This is a genomic window from Xanthomonas sp. NCPPB 1754, assembly GCF_041475725.2.
GTDB classification, from domain to species: Bacteria; Pseudomonadota; Gammaproteobacteria; order Xanthomonadales; family Xanthomonadaceae; genus Xanthomonas; species Xanthomonas euvesicatoria.
The window spans coordinates 4,282,951-4,297,938 of the sequence record NZ_CM192982.1 but is presented as its reverse complement, the minus strand read 5'-3'; the positions used below and the strand labels follow the sequence as shown (position 1 = coordinate 4,297,938).

At 65.9% G+C, this 14,988-nt stretch carries 14 protein-coding genes; 7 read left to right on the top strand and 7 right to left on the bottom strand.

Going from position 1 to position 14,988, the window contains the following annotated elements:
- The first annotated feature begins 151 nt into the window (after positions 1 to 151).
- The 4 genes from ACCQ15_RS18475 to ACCQ15_RS18460 all read left to right on the top strand — a co-directional run bounded on the left by ACCQ15_RS18475 (position 152) and on the right by ACCQ15_RS18460 (position 5,814).
- A complete protein-coding gene (locus ACCQ15_RS18475; protein ID WP_372380890.1) occupies positions 152 to 874 on the top strand; it encodes an ABC transporter ATP-binding protein in 723 nt (240 codons plus the stop codon).
- 10 nt (positions 875 to 884) lie between these two features.
- Complete coding sequence (locus ACCQ15_RS18470; protein WP_029820401.1) at positions 885 to 2,321, top strand: ABC transporter permease; 1,437 nt, start codon at positions 885 to 887, stop codon at positions 2,319 to 2,321.
- Positions 2,321 to 3,589, top strand: a complete 1,269-nt coding sequence (locus tag ACCQ15_RS18465) for a DUF3526 domain-containing protein (RefSeq protein ID WP_029820400.1) — start codon at positions 2,321 to 2,323, stop codon at positions 3,587 to 3,589. The genes ACCQ15_RS18470 and ACCQ15_RS18465 overlap by 1 nt, the downstream gene beginning before the upstream one ends.
- 83 nt (positions 3,590 to 3,672) lie before the next feature.
- Positions 3,673 to 5,814, top strand: a complete 2,142-nt coding sequence (locus tag ACCQ15_RS18460; RefSeq protein ID WP_372380889.1) for a TonB-dependent siderophore receptor — start codon at positions 3,673 to 3,675, stop codon at positions 5,812 to 5,814.
- Positions 5,815 to 6,143: 329 nt separating this feature from the next.
- Here ACCQ15_RS18460 and ACCQ15_RS18455 read toward each other — a convergent pair whose 3' ends face one another.
- Genes ACCQ15_RS18455 through ACCQ15_RS18440 form a run of 4 tightly spaced genes read right to left on the bottom strand, consistent with a single transcriptional unit; the run spans position 6,144 to position 10,891 of the window.
- On the bottom strand, positions 6,144 to 6,809 hold the full coding sequence (locus ACCQ15_RS18455; RefSeq protein WP_031425018.1) for a DUF2894 domain-containing protein: 666 nt from the start codon (positions 6,807 to 6,809) through the stop codon (positions 6,144 to 6,146).
- Positions 6,806 to 7,477 (bottom strand): OmpA family protein, encoded by a 672-nt coding sequence (locus ACCQ15_RS18450; RefSeq protein ID WP_031425016.1) that lies wholly within the window; start codon positions 7,475 to 7,477, stop codon positions 6,806 to 6,808. The genes ACCQ15_RS18455 and ACCQ15_RS18450 overlap by 4 nt, the downstream gene beginning before the upstream one ends.
- The gene (locus ACCQ15_RS18445; protein WP_372380888.1) at positions 7,474 to 10,131 is read right to left on the bottom strand and encodes a DUF802 domain-containing protein; all 2,658 of its coding nucleotides are present in this window, start codon (positions 10,129 to 10,131) and stop codon (positions 7,474 to 7,476) included. The genes ACCQ15_RS18450 and ACCQ15_RS18445 overlap by 4 nt, the downstream gene beginning before the upstream one ends.
- Before the next feature lie 10 nt (positions 10,132 to 10,141).
- Complete coding sequence (locus ACCQ15_RS18440) at positions 10,142 to 10,891, bottom strand: DUF3348 domain-containing protein (RefSeq protein ID WP_372380887.1); 750 nt, start codon at positions 10,889 to 10,891, stop codon at positions 10,142 to 10,144.
- Positions 10,892 to 11,217: 326 nt separating this feature from the next.
- Here ACCQ15_RS18440 and ACCQ15_RS18435 point away from each other — a divergent pair, with 326 nt between their 5' ends.
- The gene (locus ACCQ15_RS18435) at positions 11,218 to 11,430 is read left to right on the top strand and encodes a hypothetical protein (protein WP_008577678.1); all 213 of its coding nucleotides are present in this window, start codon (positions 11,218 to 11,220) and stop codon (positions 11,428 to 11,430) included.
- Positions 11,431 to 11,646: 216 nt separating this feature from the next.
- Here the strand turns inward: ACCQ15_RS18435 and ACCQ15_RS18430 are convergent, their stop codons facing one another.
- Together ACCQ15_RS18430 and ACCQ15_RS18425 are read right to left on the bottom strand one after the other, a co-directional pair.
- Positions 11,647 to 11,844 (bottom strand): hypothetical protein, encoded by a 198-nt coding sequence (locus ACCQ15_RS18430; RefSeq protein ID WP_029820395.1) that lies wholly within the window; start codon positions 11,842 to 11,844, stop codon positions 11,647 to 11,649.
- 33 nt (positions 11,845 to 11,877) lie between these two features.
- Positions 11,878 to 12,300, bottom strand: a complete 423-nt coding sequence (locus ACCQ15_RS18425) for a YkgJ family cysteine cluster protein (RefSeq protein WP_029820393.1) — start codon at positions 12,298 to 12,300, stop codon at positions 11,878 to 11,880.
- A gap of 288 nt (positions 12,301 to 12,588) precedes the next feature.
- Between ACCQ15_RS18425 and ACCQ15_RS18420 the strand changes: the two genes are divergently transcribed.
- Positions 12,589 to 12,771 carry a hypothetical protein gene (locus ACCQ15_RS18420; protein WP_029820392.1) on the top strand — a complete coding sequence of 61 codons (183 nt, stop codon included), beginning with the start codon at positions 12,589 to 12,591 and terminating at the stop codon, positions 12,769 to 12,771.
- Positions 12,772 to 12,856: 85 nt separating this feature from the next.
- Here ACCQ15_RS18420 and ACCQ15_RS18415 read toward each other — a convergent pair whose 3' ends face one another.
- On the bottom strand, positions 12,857 to 14,020 hold the full coding sequence (locus ACCQ15_RS18415) for a zinc-dependent alcohol dehydrogenase (protein WP_127167226.1): 1,164 nt from the start codon (positions 14,018 to 14,020) through the stop codon (positions 12,857 to 12,859).
- 268 nt (positions 14,021 to 14,288) lie between these two features.
- Here ACCQ15_RS18415 and ACCQ15_RS18410 point away from each other — a divergent pair, with 268 nt between their 5' ends.
- A complete protein-coding gene (locus tag ACCQ15_RS18410) occupies positions 14,289 to 14,903 on the top strand; it encodes a DUF4142 domain-containing protein (RefSeq protein WP_014091169.1) in 615 nt (204 codons plus the stop codon).
- Positions 14,904 to 14,988: the final 85 nt, after the last annotated feature.

Genomic DNA, 14,988 nt, shown 5'->3' with positions numbered 1-14,988 from the left:
GCAAGGCGCTGACCGCAGGCGCGATGCGCGGCGCGGCGGTTATTAGTGCCGGCCGGGCTCCTGCCCGCGACGGCGGGCGGATTGGCGGTGCAAGCAATGTGATAACGTATCATTTCCTGATACGTCTGTGTCCACGCCCTTCAATTCTTCAATGACCCACGCGATTTCAATCTCCAACCTGCACGTGGCCTACCGTGGCCGCGCGGTGCTGCAGGGGCTGAACCTCGGCGTCGCGCCCGGCAGCGTCTACGCCTTGCTGGGCGGCAATGGCGCCGGCAAGTCGTCCACGCTGTCCACGTTGCTGGGCTTCGTCAAACCCGTCTCCGGCAGCCTGCGCGTGGACGCCGTGGACCCGGTCGCCGACCCCGGCAAGGCGCGCGCGCGCTTGGCCTATCTGCCGGAAAACGTGGCGCTCTACGAGCATCTGAGCGCATTGGAAAATGCCGACTATCTGCTTGCCCTGGCCGGCCAGCGCCGCAGCCAGGCCGCCATTGGCGAGGCATTTGCGGCCGCTGGCCTGCAGCGCGATGCCTGGGCGCAACGGCTGGCAGGGTTCTCCAAGGGCATGCGGCAGAAGGTGGCCATTGCCGTGGCCACATTGCGCGAGGTGCCGGTGCTGCTGCTGGACGAGCCCACCTCCGGGCTGGATCCGCGCGCCATCGCCGACTTCAATCGCCTGGTCGGCAGCGTGCGCGAACGCGGCGCCGCGGTGCTGATGGTCACCCACGATCTGCTCGGTGCGGTGGATGTGGCCGACCGCAGCGGGTTTCTGGAAAACGGCCGGATTGCCGAAGAGATCGGTGCCGGCGACAGCGGCTTCGACGTGCGCACCCTGCATGCGCGTTTCGCGCGCCCGCAGGATCGCGCTGCGTGAGGCTGCACGTATGAGTCCGGTGTTGCTGGTCGCACGCGAAGAACTGCGCTATATGGCGCGCAACCGGTCCGCTGCCATCGGTGTGGTGCTGCTGATGTTGCTCACCCTGGTGGCGGCGTTGACCGCTGCGCACCACCAGCGCGAAGTGGCCGATTTCCGCACGCGGCAGCAACAGGCAGCGCAGCAGGCGTTCCAAGCGCAGCCGGACCGGCATCCGCACCGCGTGGTGCACTACGGCCATTTCATCTATCGCCCGTTGCCGGCACTGGCTGCATTCGATTCCGGCGTGGATGCGTTCACCGGCAACAGCATGTTTCTGGAAGGGCACCGCCAGAACACTGCCAATTTCGGCGATGTGCGTCAGAGCTCGTTGCTGGTGCGTTTCGGTCAGCTCACGCCCGCCTTCGTGCTGCAGGTGCTGGCGCCGCTGATGTTGGTCTTCCTGGGCTATGGCGCAGTGGCGCGCGAGCAGGAAACCGGCACCTTGCGCGCGCTGTTGTTGCAGGGCGCCACGCGCCGGCAGTTGCTTGGCGGCAAGTATCTGGCGCTGGCGGCGGTGGCCGGCGCCTGCCTGCTGCCGGCCTTGATCGGCCTGGCACCGATCGCGTTGTTGCCAGGGCAAGCGCCGCTGGTTGCGCTGCTGGTGCTGGCCTATGGCGCGTATCTGTTGGTGTGGTGTGCGCTGGTGCTGGCGGTGTCGATGCGGTGCCGGCGCGGCCGCGATGCGCTATTGGTGTCGCTGGCGGTATGGGTGTGGCTGGCCCTGCTGGTACCGCGCGTGGCGCCGGACGCGGCCAATGCCGCGTACCGCCTGCCGACGCGGTTGGAAACCGATGTGGCGATCCAGCGCGACCTGCGCACGCTCGGCGACAGCCACAATCCGGACGACCCGCACTTTGCGCAATTCAAGCAGCAGACGCTGGCCCATTACGGCGTGCAGCGCGTGGAAGACCTGCCGGTGAACTACAAGGGCTTGCTGGCACTGGAAGGCGAGCGGCTGAGCGCAAGCCTGTTCGAGCGGTATGCGGGCCGCGATGCATCCATCCAGCAGCAACAGAACCTGCTGGTGCGTGCGTTTTCCTTGCTCAGCCCGACGGTGGCGCTGCGCGAGGTGTCGATGACGCTGGCAGAAACCGACCTGCGCGCGCATCTGCGGTTCCTGGCCCAGGCAGAGCACTACCGCTACACGCTGGTGCAGCAGCTCAACCAACTGCAGGCAGACGCGGTCAGCATGGCCGACGACACCGCCCAGGATGCAGGCGCCGATCGGCGCAAGCGGATTTCGTCCGAGCACTGGCATGAGATTCCGGTGTTTGCGTTCCAGCCGGCGCCGGCGACCGAGGTGATCGGCACGGCAGGTGCGGCGTTCGGCCTGATCGGGGCCTGGCTGCTTGCTGCGCTGTGCATGCTGGCGGCAGCCGGGCGAGGTGTGGGAGTGGCGCGCTGATGGTGCTGTGGAAATACGAACTGCTGTTGCTGCTACGCGCACGTGCGGCGCTCGCCGGATTGCTGTTGCTTGCGCTGCTCACCGTGTGCAGCCTGCTGTCCGGGCAACATGTGATGGCGACGCAGCGCGACAACATCGCCAGGATTGCAGCGCTGCAGCGCGAAGACAGCGCGGCGGTAGAAGACTATGTGGCGCGTTCCAACGATGCCGGCAGCGCGGCCTATTACAGCTTCCACCCCACCTGGGACCTGCCATCGCCGCTGGCGTTTGCGGCGGTCGGCATGCGCGATGTCTCGCCGTATATCTTGCGCGTGCGCGCGCTGGGGCTGGAAGCGCAGATCCATGACGGGGACAGCTACAACCCCGAGCTCGCATTGGCTGGCCGCTTCGACTACGCGTTCGTGCTGGTGTTCCTGCTGCCGCTGTTCGTGATCGCGCTGCTGTTCGATCTGCGTTCGGGCGAGCGTGAAGCGGGGCGTGCACGCATGCTTGCCGCACTGCCCGGTGCGGGCGCTGCGCTGCTGGTACGGCGCGTGGTGGTGCGCGCAGCGGCGGTGTTTGTGTGCCTGAGCGTGCCGTTCGTCATGTTCGCTACGTTCAATGCGGTGCCGTGGTTGCAGCAACTGGCGGTGCTGGCACTGGGCGGTGCGTACCTGTTGTTCTGGGTGCTGCTGTCGGTGCTGGTCGGGCGCCTCCAGTGGCGGCCTGCCGCGCATGCCACGGCGTTGGCTACCTGCTGGGTTGTGCTGGCGTTGGTGGCGCCGGCGCTGGCGCACGTGGCAATCAATCAGGCAGTGCCGGTCAACCAGGGTACCGAGATTGCGCGGTTGCAGCGCGAGGCGGTCAACCACGCCTGGGACATTCCGCGCCAGGACACCATGCAGGCGTTCTACGCGCGCAATCGGCAATGGGCCGACTCGGCGCCGCTGACCACGGCGTTCCACTATAAGTGGTACTTCGCATTTCATGAAAATGGCGACCAGCAGGTGGCGCCGCAGGTGGCAGCGTATCGCCAGGGGCTGCAGCGTCGCCAAGCGTTGGCGCAACGCGTGGCCAGCGTGCTGCCCCCGGTTGCGCTGCAGGCGGCGCTGACGCGCCTGGCCGACACCGATCTGCAGGCACAGCTGGCCTATCAGGATCGCATTCGCGCTTATCACCGGGCGCTGCGCACGTTCTACTACGGCTATCTGTTCCGCGACCGGCCGTTCACGCGCGACGATTTCGGGCGAGCGCCACGCTTCGAAACAACGGCCGGCCCTGCTTCATAGCGGTATCTGCGTTTCACCTTTCCTTGCGTCTTTTACTTGCGCCCCGGATGCACTGCGCCGGGGCGCTTCAGGAGTTCTGCCCGATGCCCGTGTTCTCGCGCCACCGCACGCTGCACGCGCTGCCCCTGCTCAGCCTGCTGGCCTGCACCTGCGGCACTGCCTGCGCGCAGGCTGCGCAGTCGCAGGCGCGCGACCTGGATGTGGTGCAGGTGCGCAGCCAATACACGCCGTACCGCGCGCTGAGCATTACCGGTGCCACCAAGACCGATGCGCCGCTGCGTGATCTGCCGATCAGTGCACGGGTACTCGACCGGACCTTGCTCGAAGATGCAGGCGTCACCGATCTGGCTGGCGCACTGGAACTGGCCAGCGGCATCACCAAGGCCAACAACCTGGGCGGCCTATGGGATAGCTATTCGATGCGCGGCTTCACCGGCGATCCGAATTTCAGTTCGGATTACATGGTCAACGGCTTCAATGCCAGCCGCGGTTACAACGGTCTGCGCGATGCGGCCAATACACAGAGCATCGAGGTGATCAAGGGGCCGGCGTCGGCGTTGTACGGGCGCGGCGAGCCGGGCGGGGCCGTCAACATCGTCACCAAAAAGCCGCTGTTTCAGCCGCAGCACAGCGTGGATGTATCGGCAGGCCGCTTCGACAGCTATCGCGCGGCCATCGATAGCACCGGCCCGCTGAGCGAGAACGTGGCGTACCGTTTGAATGTGATGCACAAGGATCAACACAGCTTTCGCGATACCGTCGACAGCGACGGCACCTTGCTGGCGCCATCGCTGTTGTGGATGCCGACGCCCGATACGACAGTGTCGTATGAGCTGGAAGCGGTGCGGCTCCACACGCCCTTCGATCGTGGCGTGACGGCCATCGGTGGCGATGCCAACCGGCTGCCGGCCTCGCGCTTTCTGGGCGAGCCGCGCGATGGCGATATCGACCTGCATTCCACCGGGCACCAGCTGTTCGTGGTGCACGGCCTGGATCAGACCTGGTCGGTGCAGGGTGGGGCGACTTACCGCGACAGTGGCATGCGCGGATTTTCCACCGAGCCCTGGACGCTGCAGGCCGACCAGCGCAGCTTGCGCCGCGAACGCCGCTACCGCGACTACCAGGGCCGCGATATCGCAGCGCGTGCAGAAGTGCTTGGCAGTCTTCAGGCCGGCAGGGTCACGCACAATGTGTTGTTCGGCATCGATGGCAATCGCTTCGACGACAGCCGCTTTCAGCAGCGCGCCCGTTCCGCGGCCACGCCCTACAGCATCGATGTGCTGGCGCCGCGTTATGGCCTGGCACAGCCAGGACGGCTGTCCACCATCACCGATACCGACGAACGCCAGCAGGTGTGGGGTGTGTACGCGCAGGACCAGATCGACCTGGGCGCGCGCTGGAAGGCCTTGCTTGGCCTGCGCTACGACCACTATCGGCAAGGCCTGGACAACCACTTGCGCGGCACCACGCAGCGGTCATCCGACGGCGTGGCGAGCCCGCGTGCAGGCATGACCTTCCATGTCGACGATGCGCTGTCGCTGTACGCCAGTGCGGCGGCGGGTTTTCGCCCCAACAGCGGTGTGGGCGCCAACGGGCAAAGCTTTGCACCTGAGAAAAGCCGCTCGCTGGAGACCGGCTTGAAATACGTGCAGCCCGGCGATGGCCTGGAAGCCACCGTGGCCGCATTCCGCAGCGACAAGAAAAACGTGTTGAGCCTGGACCCGGCCGACACCAGTTTTTCGCTGCCGGTGGGCCAGATGCGCAGCCAGGGCGTGGAGCTGGATCTGCTGGGCAGGTTGAGCCCGCACCTGGCCGCGTCGGTGGGCCTGGCCTATACCGATTCGCAGGTGACGCGCAGCAGTGCTGCTGCCGCCAGTACGGGGCTGGCTGAAGGCCGGCGGTTTCCGAATGTGCCGCGTTTGAGCGGTAACGCGTTCCTGAACTACGAGCAGCCGCTGACCGGCAAACGAAGCGCGGCGCTGGGTGTGGGCGTCTTGCACACCGGCGAGCGGCTGGGCTCGGTGGATAGCAACACCGATTTCGTGTTGCCGGCTTATACCGTGTGGCGAGCGGTTGGCCATTACGATCTGAGCCAGAGGCTACGCCTGTATGCCAAGGTGGAAAACCTCACCGACCGCCGTTACGCGGCGTTTTCGTACAGCGAGCAATGGGTGTATCCCGGTGCGCCGCGGAGCTGGACGGTGGGTGCGCAGTTGCGGTTTTGAGCGATGCTCCACGACAGCCGAAGCGGCGATCGGCGCATGCGCCAGCGTGGTGGATGTCAGCGTTACCGACGGCCGCCACGTTCCAGTTGAATACGCTTCGCGCTCGGGCGTGACTGCAGTGAGTGACTGCAACGCGCCGGCGAGTGCTTGCTGGACATCGTTGTGCGCTTGCATGCAGCTGCCGCTGCCGCGTGAGCAAGTGCAGCGCGGTTCGCAGCCAGAGGCGTGCAGTGACCTCATGCTCACGGCGGGTGACCTGCCACACGCTGCATCTCCGAGATCGGAGCCTGCGTCAGTCGGCCCGACGTAGATCCGGACCGATCGAGGATCTAACTGCGTCGCTTCGACGGACTCTTGCTGCGTTTCTTGCCCGGCGTCGCCGGCGCAGCCTCCTCGTTGGCCAACGCGCCGCCGGTGTGCAGCTGCTCCAGCCACGACAACGCATCCACATAGCCGAGAAAGTGCTGCAGATAGCCCGGCGAGCGCTCGCGCATCAGCGTGATGCAGCGATGCACCAGCACGCTGGAATTGAGCGGGCCGGCATCCTTGGGCGCATCCTGCAGCGACTGCCGCACCTGGCTGGCGGTGCGCACGGTGGTCCAGGTGCGACGAAAGTCGTCCAGCGCCGGCAGCTCCGGAAACAGCATGGCATCTGCGCTGGCAGTCTTGCGGCTGTCCACTTCCATCAGCGCCGCATGCCCGGCCATCTGCGCGGTGAGCGCACCCAATGCGCTGGGCTGCGGCGACGCCGGCGTCGGGGAAGGCACTGCACGGTTCCCGGCACGGCGACGCGCTGTCTGCTGCAGCGCTGTCGCATAGCCATCGACCATCGCGCCAAGCTTGTGGTCCAGCACCTCACGCACCGCATCGGCCTGCGCATCGGCACGCGCTGCCAACGCTTCCATCAGATGGAAGCGCACCGGATCCAACCGATCGGCGCCCTGGCTGCGCCAGCGCTCCAGTTGCGCGCGTGCGGGCAGTGCCGGCTTGCTCATCGCGGTGCAGCGGTTGCTGCGGGCGGCGCCGATGCGCTTGCGCGCGACGACGGGCGCGCGATCGGCGCGATCTCCACGCGGCGGTTCTTCGCGCGGCGGGCTTCGTCGGCGTTGGAATCCACCGGTTGCTGCGAGCCGAATGCGGCGGCGAACACCGATGACGCCGGCACGCCTTCGGCGATCAAGGCACGGGTCACCGTGAGTGCGCGTTGTGCGGACAGTTCCCAGTTGTCGGCGTAGCGGCGATTGCCGCCCAGCACCGGGCGGTCGTCGGTAAATCCGCTGACCATCAGGATCTCGTCGCGCGCGCGCAGGTAGTGCGTCAATGGCGTGGCCAGCGACTTCAACACCTCGCGTCCTTCCGGCTGCAGTTCGTCGGAGTTGAACGCAAACAGCACATTGCCGCGAATGCCGATACGGCCATCGACCAGGGTCACGCGGCCGGCAGCCAACGGTGCGGCCAGTGCCTGTTCCAGCGTCTGCCGACGTTGCGCTTCGGCCTGGCGTTGTTTGACCTCCGCGTCCAGGCGGCTGGACAGTTGCAACTGCACGCCGATCACGCCGACCAGGATCAGCACGAACGCGCCCAGCAACACCGACATCAGGTCGCCGAATGCCGCCCAGATGGGCGTGCCCAGCTCGCCGTCGCTTTCGATCTCGTCGCTCATGCCGTTTCTGCTTGGCCGGGTTCGCCACGCCCGCGATCGAGCTGGCGCAGTTCTTCGATGATCTGCTTCTGCGAGAGCATGCTGAGGTCGACCACTTCGCGCGCCTGTGCCACGTAGTAAGCAAGTTGGTCGTCGCTGCGTGCCAGCGAGGCATCGAGTGCCGTGGCAACGTGCTGCAGGCGCTCATTGAGCTCGCTGGTGGCGCCGCTGAACAACTGCACCGCCATGCCGAACGCTTCGCCCAGGCTGGCCACTTCCACTGCGCTGCCGCTGACATGCGCGGCCACTGCGCCCAGCTTGCCGGTTTCGCTGCCGATCTGTTCGGTGAGCTGGCTGCCCACGCGCTGCAGCAGGTCGGCCGAGGTGGTCACCAAGGCATCCACCGCTTCGCGTTGTTCGGTGGAGGCGTGATTGACTGCGTTGAGCAAGGTGTCCAGGGTGGCAAGCAGCTTGCTGCGTTCTTCCAGCATGGCGGTGTCGCGCACCATGCTCTCGGACAGCGACTGGCGCAGCTCGGCCACGACATCGGCCGCGGCCTTGGGCGCTTCGGAGGCGATCTGCATCAGGCGCGACACTTCGCTGATCGTCGCGCTGGCCTGCGCCTGCGCCTGCGTGGACAGCTCGCTGGCGGTGCTGGCCAGGGTGTCGCAAATGGCCTGCTGTTGCCGGGCGACGCGTTCGCCGGTCTGTTCCCATTGTGCGGTCAGGGCCGTGCTCATCGCGCCGAAGCGCTCGCTCCACAGCGCCAGGCGCTGGGTGTCGCGCGCTTCCAGTGCCGCCTGCAGGTCGGTGTGCGATTGCTGCAAGGTGCCGACCAGGGCCGCCGCATGCGCCTCGAAACTGGCGGTGGCGGCGGCAAGTGCGCTGTGGTGCTGGCTGGACAATGTGGCGCTGGCGTTTTGCTGCTGAGCCAGTGCATCGCGCCACGCATTGGCAGCGTCGGTGCTGGATTGCTGCATGCGTTGCGAGACCGCATCCACCAACGCGGCGGAGCGTGTCTCGAAGGTGCTGGCAAATTGCGTGAGCGTGTTCTGCAACTCCTGGGTGAGCGTGTGATTGGCGCGCTGCTGCTCGGCCACCGCAGCCGTCCAGGTGACCGCTGCCGTGGCGGTGCTGGCTTCGAAGCCGCTGCTCAACCCGTCCAGCTGCTGCTGCACGGCCTGCTGCACGCCTTCGTGCAGGGCACTGGTCTGCTGCGTCAGTTGTTCGAGGGTGGTGTGCAACTGCGCGCTGTGCGTTTCGGTGGCACGTTGCTGTTCGGCAAGCACGGCCGCCCAGGTGGCGGCGCTGGCCGCGGTGCTGCTGGCAAAGCCATCGTTGAGTGCGCTCAATTGCTGCTGCACGGCCTGGGTGACGCTGTCCTGCACGGCAACGCTGCGCTGGTCGATTTGTTCCAGTGTGCCCTGCAACTGTTCGGCCAACGTGGCCTGGGTGCGTTCCTGCGCAGCCAATGCCACCTGCCAGTGCTCGGTCGCCGTGCGCGCGTTCTGCTCGATGGCTGCACTGACGCCGTGCAACTGCTGCTGCACGGCGCTGCTCACGCTGTCCTGCACGGCTACGCTGTGCGCGGCAATCTGTTCCAGCGCGGTCTGCAACTGCGCGTTGTGGGTCTGCTGCGCGCGTTCCTGCGCCGCCAATGCCGTGCTCCAGTGCTGCGCCGTGGTGCTGGCACTGGTCTGGAAGCCATGAGTAATGCCGTCCAGCTGTTGCTGCACGGCTTGCGTGACGTGTTCCTGCAATGCGGCGGTATCGCGTGCGATGCTGGCCATGGTGGCTTCCATCGCCGGCTGCAATGCCGCACCGACCGCCCGTGCGCTTTCGGCGACACCGGCTTGCAGCGCGTGCTCCATGGCCGTGGCCAGCCGCGCATACGCCGCTTCGCTTTTGGCCTGGAAATCGGCTTGCTGGGCGGCCAGGCGCTGCTCGGCAGCCATGCTGTGCTGTTGGATGCTGTGCACCAGCGTCTGCAGCTGGTCGATCAAGGCTGGCATCAAGGCGCTTTGCTGCTGCTGCAGCTTGAATGCTTCGCCACGTCGGTGCGCGTCCGAATGCGTGTGCAGTTCGGCAGCGATCTTCAGGTCCAGCCGTTGCACCACCTGCAGGCGCTCGCGCCGGCACAGCGCCGACAACAACCCCAGCATGGCCGATGTCGCCACACCGGCGATGGAGGTACCGAACGCGAACGCCAGGCCTTCCACCGGTGCTGCGAGCGAGCCGCGAATGGCCTGCAGGTCGGTGGCGCTCTGCAATGCAAAGCCGGTGCCCTTGAGCGTGGCCATCATGCCGAGCAAGGTGCCGAGCATGCCGAGCAACACCAGCAAGCCGACCAGATACGGCGTCAGCACCGGGGCCGGCAACGCCACGCGCTCGCCCTTGATACGCAGGCGCACCGCATTACGCAGGCCAGGATGAACAGTTTGTAGCCAATCGCCCAGGGCAGAAGGCGCCGTGGCCAGCCCATCGACTGCCGCTTCCAGCGTCGCCGTGGCCTGGCGGTAGCGATACAACTCCAGCGCGCCGGCCACATAGCAGGCACCGATCACCGCCGCGACACAGGCGCCGAGCGGGTTGGAGCCGAGATAACCGATGCCGACCCAGCAAACCGCCAGCAGGCCGACGAGAAACACACACACGTGTACGAGAGTTCTGAACATGACGTCCCAGTTAGCGGGTACGAAGCGCTGCAAGCAGGCCTTCGATCGGGTGAAAACGAACATCCAGTTCGGCGAGCAACACGCTCTGCATGTCCTTGCGGAAGACATCCAGCCAGCCATCGGGCACCGCGCGTGGCGCGGCACCGTCATCGGTCGGCCGGTGCTGCGCCTGTGCAGCATCGCGCAGGCGTTCGAAATGTGCGCCGAGCAGGCTCGGCACGGTGTTCAACAGGCTCTGCTCGCGCGGGCTCAGGGTGAGCTCCATCACCGCATCCACTTCGGCCAACCGCGCTATGTCGGTGGAGGCCAATGCGAGCAGGTCGCGCAGGCGCCCGCGCAGATCGCCGGTGGCGGTACGCATGGCGCGTTGCATGGCCAAGTAGTGCTGCCGGAATGGTGCGAAATCCGGCGCGGCGACGGGTGCGTCTGCGAGCGCGGCGTTGCGCGCCTCGGCACGCACGCGCACAACCAGCGCGTCCAACTCGGTCACGCTGCTGGCAGCAAGACCGGTGCGCACGCGTGCGCAAGCCTCCGCATCGAGCGGGCGCGGTTCGGGCAGGTCGTCGGTGTCGGGCAGCTTGCCGTCCAGCGCCTTGGACACGGCAACCGCGCGCGTCCAGTCGATCCACTGGCTCAGCCGGTCGGCCAGCGCGTGGTTGGACTGAGCGATGTGCGCGTCGCTGAGGCGAGCAAGCAGGCGAATGAACGCCGGGCCCGACAAGGGCGCCCGTGGAGCAACTTTCGCCATTCTTCCGGTCAAAAACCGGGCATTTTACACGGGAACGCATGCCGGTCGGCGCGTCAGGCGGCAGCAGCGAGCACGCTGCCGGAAGCTTGCGTGCTGGCATTCAGCCGGTCCGAGGCGGGCGGCAGGCCCGGGTATGGCGGACGGCCTGACCTGCGGCGCTGCCAGCCACCGGCGCACTCAGGAGGCAGCAAGCAGCCCCAACCAGACGCCCGACATGCAGTATCCGCCAGGCTTTCTAACCAATTCAGGTCCAGGCCTCCGGCCATCCGGCTGACTCGATTTTGTAAGGTGAACGGGTATAAGCTGCGGGCCGGGGAATACCCCATCGAGGTAACACAATGGACCGCTCCGACATGCAAGTGTCCGATCTGCTGGTCTTGGAGCTGCAAGGGTTCCACGATGCCTATGGCAATGGGCCCGACTTCTGGGACGCCTACCAGCGCATCATGGGCATCGCGGCGCAGGCCGGCGGCAACATGGTCGCCTTGGCCAACGAAATGGCCTCACTGGCACAAGGGCTTGGCGCGACCAAGCGCGCGCAACTGCTGTAACTGCCCATGTCCGTGCGGGCGGCGACGCCTGCGCGCGGTGCCTGATCTGTTGAGCACTGAGTCCGCGTGCGCTGACTGCCCAAGCAGCTTCTGCAGTGCGGCCCAGAGTTGCAGCTGCCCTGATCGCGTGGTTGAAGCTGATGGCCGACTACGTCGCATCGCGTCGGTAATGGCGGACGGATGCGCGTAGGCGCCCGCGAGGCATCCGTTGCTGTCTTACTCGGCCTCGGCTGCGACGGCCGGTGTGACTGCAGCGGCTGGCGCAGCCTCTGGCGTGCCGCGCTTTTTTTCGCGACGTAGCGGTGTATCGCCCAGTCGCTCGATTGCGCCGCCCGATTGCTGAAATGCCTGCAGATCGGCGGCCAACCGCTGTTCGGACAACCGCGGCTTGCCCGGCTGGTTACTGACGGTCATCGACTGGCGGCGGGAATGATGCATCGCAAATCCTCATGCGTTGTACAGCGTCAAGGGAATGCCCCGGCGGCGTTGATCGTCGTAGGTGGCACGTACGTCGCGGCAATACGGGCCGGACATGACGAAACGCCGGCAGATCGCCGGTCGCGTCTCGTAAATCGAGCAACACATGCGCGCAGCGTCGATGGCCACGCACCAGCCTTCCTCGTCGCGCGCCATCACATGCCAGCCTTGCGGCGTCACGCTGGTGAGATGGTGTGGGATACGGTCGGATGGATCGACCATGACGGTGAGCCGGCAGCAGACGGCGTCGCAGCGTTCGCAGAGATTGTCGATGGAAAGGGCCAGATGAAATGAGGGCGATACCGGATTCCGGCCGCCTATGCACCATACACCCTGGACGCGTGCGGATGTGAACCCAAGGCGCGTCGTCGCATGGCGGCTGTGCAGGTGCAACTGCGTGGGTGCCGGATGCCGCGTTCGGCGACACTGCTGGTCGCCACAGCGCTGCCTGACTTCATCTGCGCAAGCACAGGTCGCGCCCGGGCGCCGCGCGTGATCGAGAGGGACCATGGTTGCGCCGCATGGGAAGGAATGCGAGACCGCACCTAATGCACTGCATGGCCCGGCATGCACAGTGCAGCACATCCGTTGCCTTTGTCGTTGATGTGCGAAGACGCTTTTCACCTGTGCCAACGCAGCGCACCGTAGCGTAGTGGCTCGCATCACGTCGTAGGAAAACACATGAGCACATCCAACCAGATTTCCTCTGCAAACGACCACGCCGAACAGCGCGATCAAGTGCCGCATGACCAAACGCAGCACGACAAGAAAAAGCAGGATGCGCTGCAGGACGAAGCGGTGGAAGAGACCTTCCCGGCCAGCGACCCGGTGTCCCCGTTCGTGCCGGCCAAGCCGCTGGACTGAGCCTGTTGCCAGCACTCAACGGCTATACAACATGCAGACGGCGCGGTCGAAGATCGCGCCGTCTGCGTAGATCCCACTCACGCTTTTACGGCGTGAGCACCACCTTGCGGCAATCGTCCTGCTTCTTGTCGAAGAGTTCGTAGCCACGCGCCGCGTCAGCCAGCGGCATGCGATGCGAAATGATCGAGCTTGGCTTGAGCTGACCATTGCCGATGCATTCCAGCAGATGCGGCATATGCTTTTGCACATGCGTCTGGCCCATCTTGAAGGTCAGGCCCTTGTCGAACGCATCGCCAAACATGAAGGCATGGATGAAGCCGGCATACACGCCGGGCACGCTCACCACACCGCAGCGACGGGTGGCGGCGATGCACTGGCGGATCGCCACGCCGCTGCTGCCTTCCAGTTTCAGGTTGGTCAGTGCGGTTTCGATGGCGCTGCCTTCGGACTCGAAGCCGACCGCCTCGATGCTGGCATCGACGCCCCGGCCATCGGTCTGCGAGACGATCACATCGGCCGGGTCGTCGACCTCGTCGAAATTGATCGGAATCACGCCATAGGTCCTGGACGCAAAATCGAGCCGGTATGCGTGCCGGTCGACCATGAAAATGCGCTCTGCGCCCAGCATGCGGCAGCACGCCGCGGCCATCAGGCCGACCGGGCCGGCGCCGAAGATGGCAACGGTCGAGCCTTGTTTGACGCCTGCATCGACGACGGCTTGATACCCGGTCGGCAGGATGTCGGACAGGAACAGCACCTGCTCATCGTGCAAGGCATCGGGCACCACCAGCGGGCCGACATTGGCCTTGGGCACGCGCACGTATTCGGCCTGGCCGCCGGACAATCCGCCATACAAATGGCTGAAGCCGAACAGCGCGGCGGGCGGGCGCATGTCCTTGTGATTGAGCGCCGCGCCCTTGCCGGTATTGGTGGTTTCGCACGCGGAAAATTCCTGCAGCACGCAGTGGAAACACCGCCCGCAGGCGACCACGAACGGAATCACGACCCGGTCGCCCGGCTTGACCGCCGTGACATCCGGGCCCACCTCTTCCACGATGCCCATGAATTCGTGGCCGAGAATGTCGCCGGGGCGTAGGTCGGGAATCTTGCCGCGATACAGATGCAGGTCAGAGCCGCAAATGGCGGTGGCAGTGACGCGCAGGATCAGGTCGTCGCGTTCGACCAAGAGTGGATCGGGCACGGTTTCCACTCGCACATCGCGTGAACCGTGGTAGTTGAGGGCAAGCATGTCTGTCTCCTGTGGGCATTTAGACGCGGCGGCGCACTGCAGTGTTCGTGCAGCGGTGTTAAACCTGTCAGCACACTGCGTGGGCGCGGTGTGGACGCGCCCGATCGCCGACGCGGCGTTGATGCGCAGGTCACGTCTGGATAACCCCCGCGCTCGCAGGCTCATATGACGCGCTGGGACGCAGGCATGCCGCCTTCGCCGTCCCTGCGAACCCAACAATCAACGACCGCCAGACGCGATGAAAGATCGCGCTCAACAGGAGACAGCGATGGGACTTTTCAAGATGGTGACCGCCGGCGCGGTGGGCTATGTGGCGTACAAGGCCTGGCAGCGCCGGCAGGGGCACACGAGCGATCCGCAGGATCTACAGAGCAACGTAGCCACGGTGGTCGGTAGCACGCCGCCTCACGGCGACCCGTTGCGCGATAGCGTGGGCGATGCCCGCGACCGCAAGCAGGCGCTTGGCGCGCTGGCAGTGTTCAACGAGAACGAACGCACGCTTGCGCAACTGGCGGTGGTCAAGGGTGTGGAAGGCGAGGTGCTGGCCTTCGCACGCAAGATGGACGAAGCCCACAGCGCTGCGTTGACGGACCTCAGCCGATTTGCGCCGGATCGCAATGGCACGTTGGCCCAGGCCGCCACCGCGGGCGCCGAGGGCGTGCGCAAGCGCCTGCAGGACTTGCACGGGCAACAGTTCGAATCGCAGTATCTGCAAGCCAGTGTGGACAGCCACGAGCAGGCGTTGGCCCTGCTGGACACACAGCTCAGCAGCGAGCCGGGCTCCAGCGACCTGGGTAAAGAGTTGCAGCGCGCACGCGACACCATCGCCGAGCATCTGGAACACGCCAAGGCGCTGCGCGCCAAGCAGGGCCAGCCCCACTGACCACAGCTCGCCAGACAACGCGTCGATGCGGCAGCCGGCAAACCGTGCGAAGCGCCGGCGTCGCAGCCGGCTCACCAGCTGTCCT

Coding starts and splice junctions, on each gene's coding strand:
- ACCQ15_RS18475 (WP_372380890.1), top strand. CDS start 152: ATGACCCACGCGATTTCAATCTCCAACCTGCACGTGGCCTACCGTGGC.
- ACCQ15_RS18470 (WP_029820401.1), top strand. CDS start 885: ATGAGTCCGGTGTTGCTGGTCGCACGCGAAGAACTGCGCTATATGGCG.
- ACCQ15_RS18465 (WP_029820400.1), top strand. CDS start 2,321: ATGGTGCTGTGGAAATACGAACTGCTGTTGCTGCTACGCGCACGTGCG.
- ACCQ15_RS18460 (WP_372380889.1), top strand. CDS start 3,673: ATGCCCGTGTTCTCGCGCCACCGCACGCTGCACGCGCTGCCCCTGCTC.
- ACCQ15_RS18455 (WP_031425018.1), bottom strand. CDS start 6,809: ATGAGCAAGCCGGCACTGCCCGCACGCGCGCAACTGGAGCGCTGGCGC.
- ACCQ15_RS18450 (WP_031425016.1), bottom strand. CDS start 7,477: ATGAGCGACGAGATCGAAAGCGACGGCGAGCTGGGCACGCCCATCTGG.
- ACCQ15_RS18445 (WP_372380888.1), bottom strand. CDS start 10,131: ATGTTCAGAACTCTCGTACACGTGTGTGTGTTTCTCGTCGGCCTGCTG.
- ACCQ15_RS18435 (WP_008577678.1), top strand. CDS start 11,218: ATGGACCGCTCCGACATGCAAGTGTCCGATCTGCTGGTCTTGGAGCTG.
- ACCQ15_RS18430 (WP_029820395.1), bottom strand. CDS start 11,844: ATGACCGTCAGTAACCAGCCGGGCAAGCCGCGGTTGTCCGAACAGCGG.
- ACCQ15_RS18420 (WP_029820392.1), top strand. CDS start 12,589: ATGAGCACATCCAACCAGATTTCCTCTGCAAACGACCACGCCGAACAG.
- ACCQ15_RS18415 (WP_127167226.1), bottom strand. CDS start 14,020: ATGCTTGCCCTCAACTACCACGGTTCACGCGATGTGCGAGTGGAAACC.
- ACCQ15_RS18410 (WP_014091169.1), top strand. CDS start 14,289: ATGGGACTTTTCAAGATGGTGACCGCCGGCGCGGTGGGCTATGTGGCG.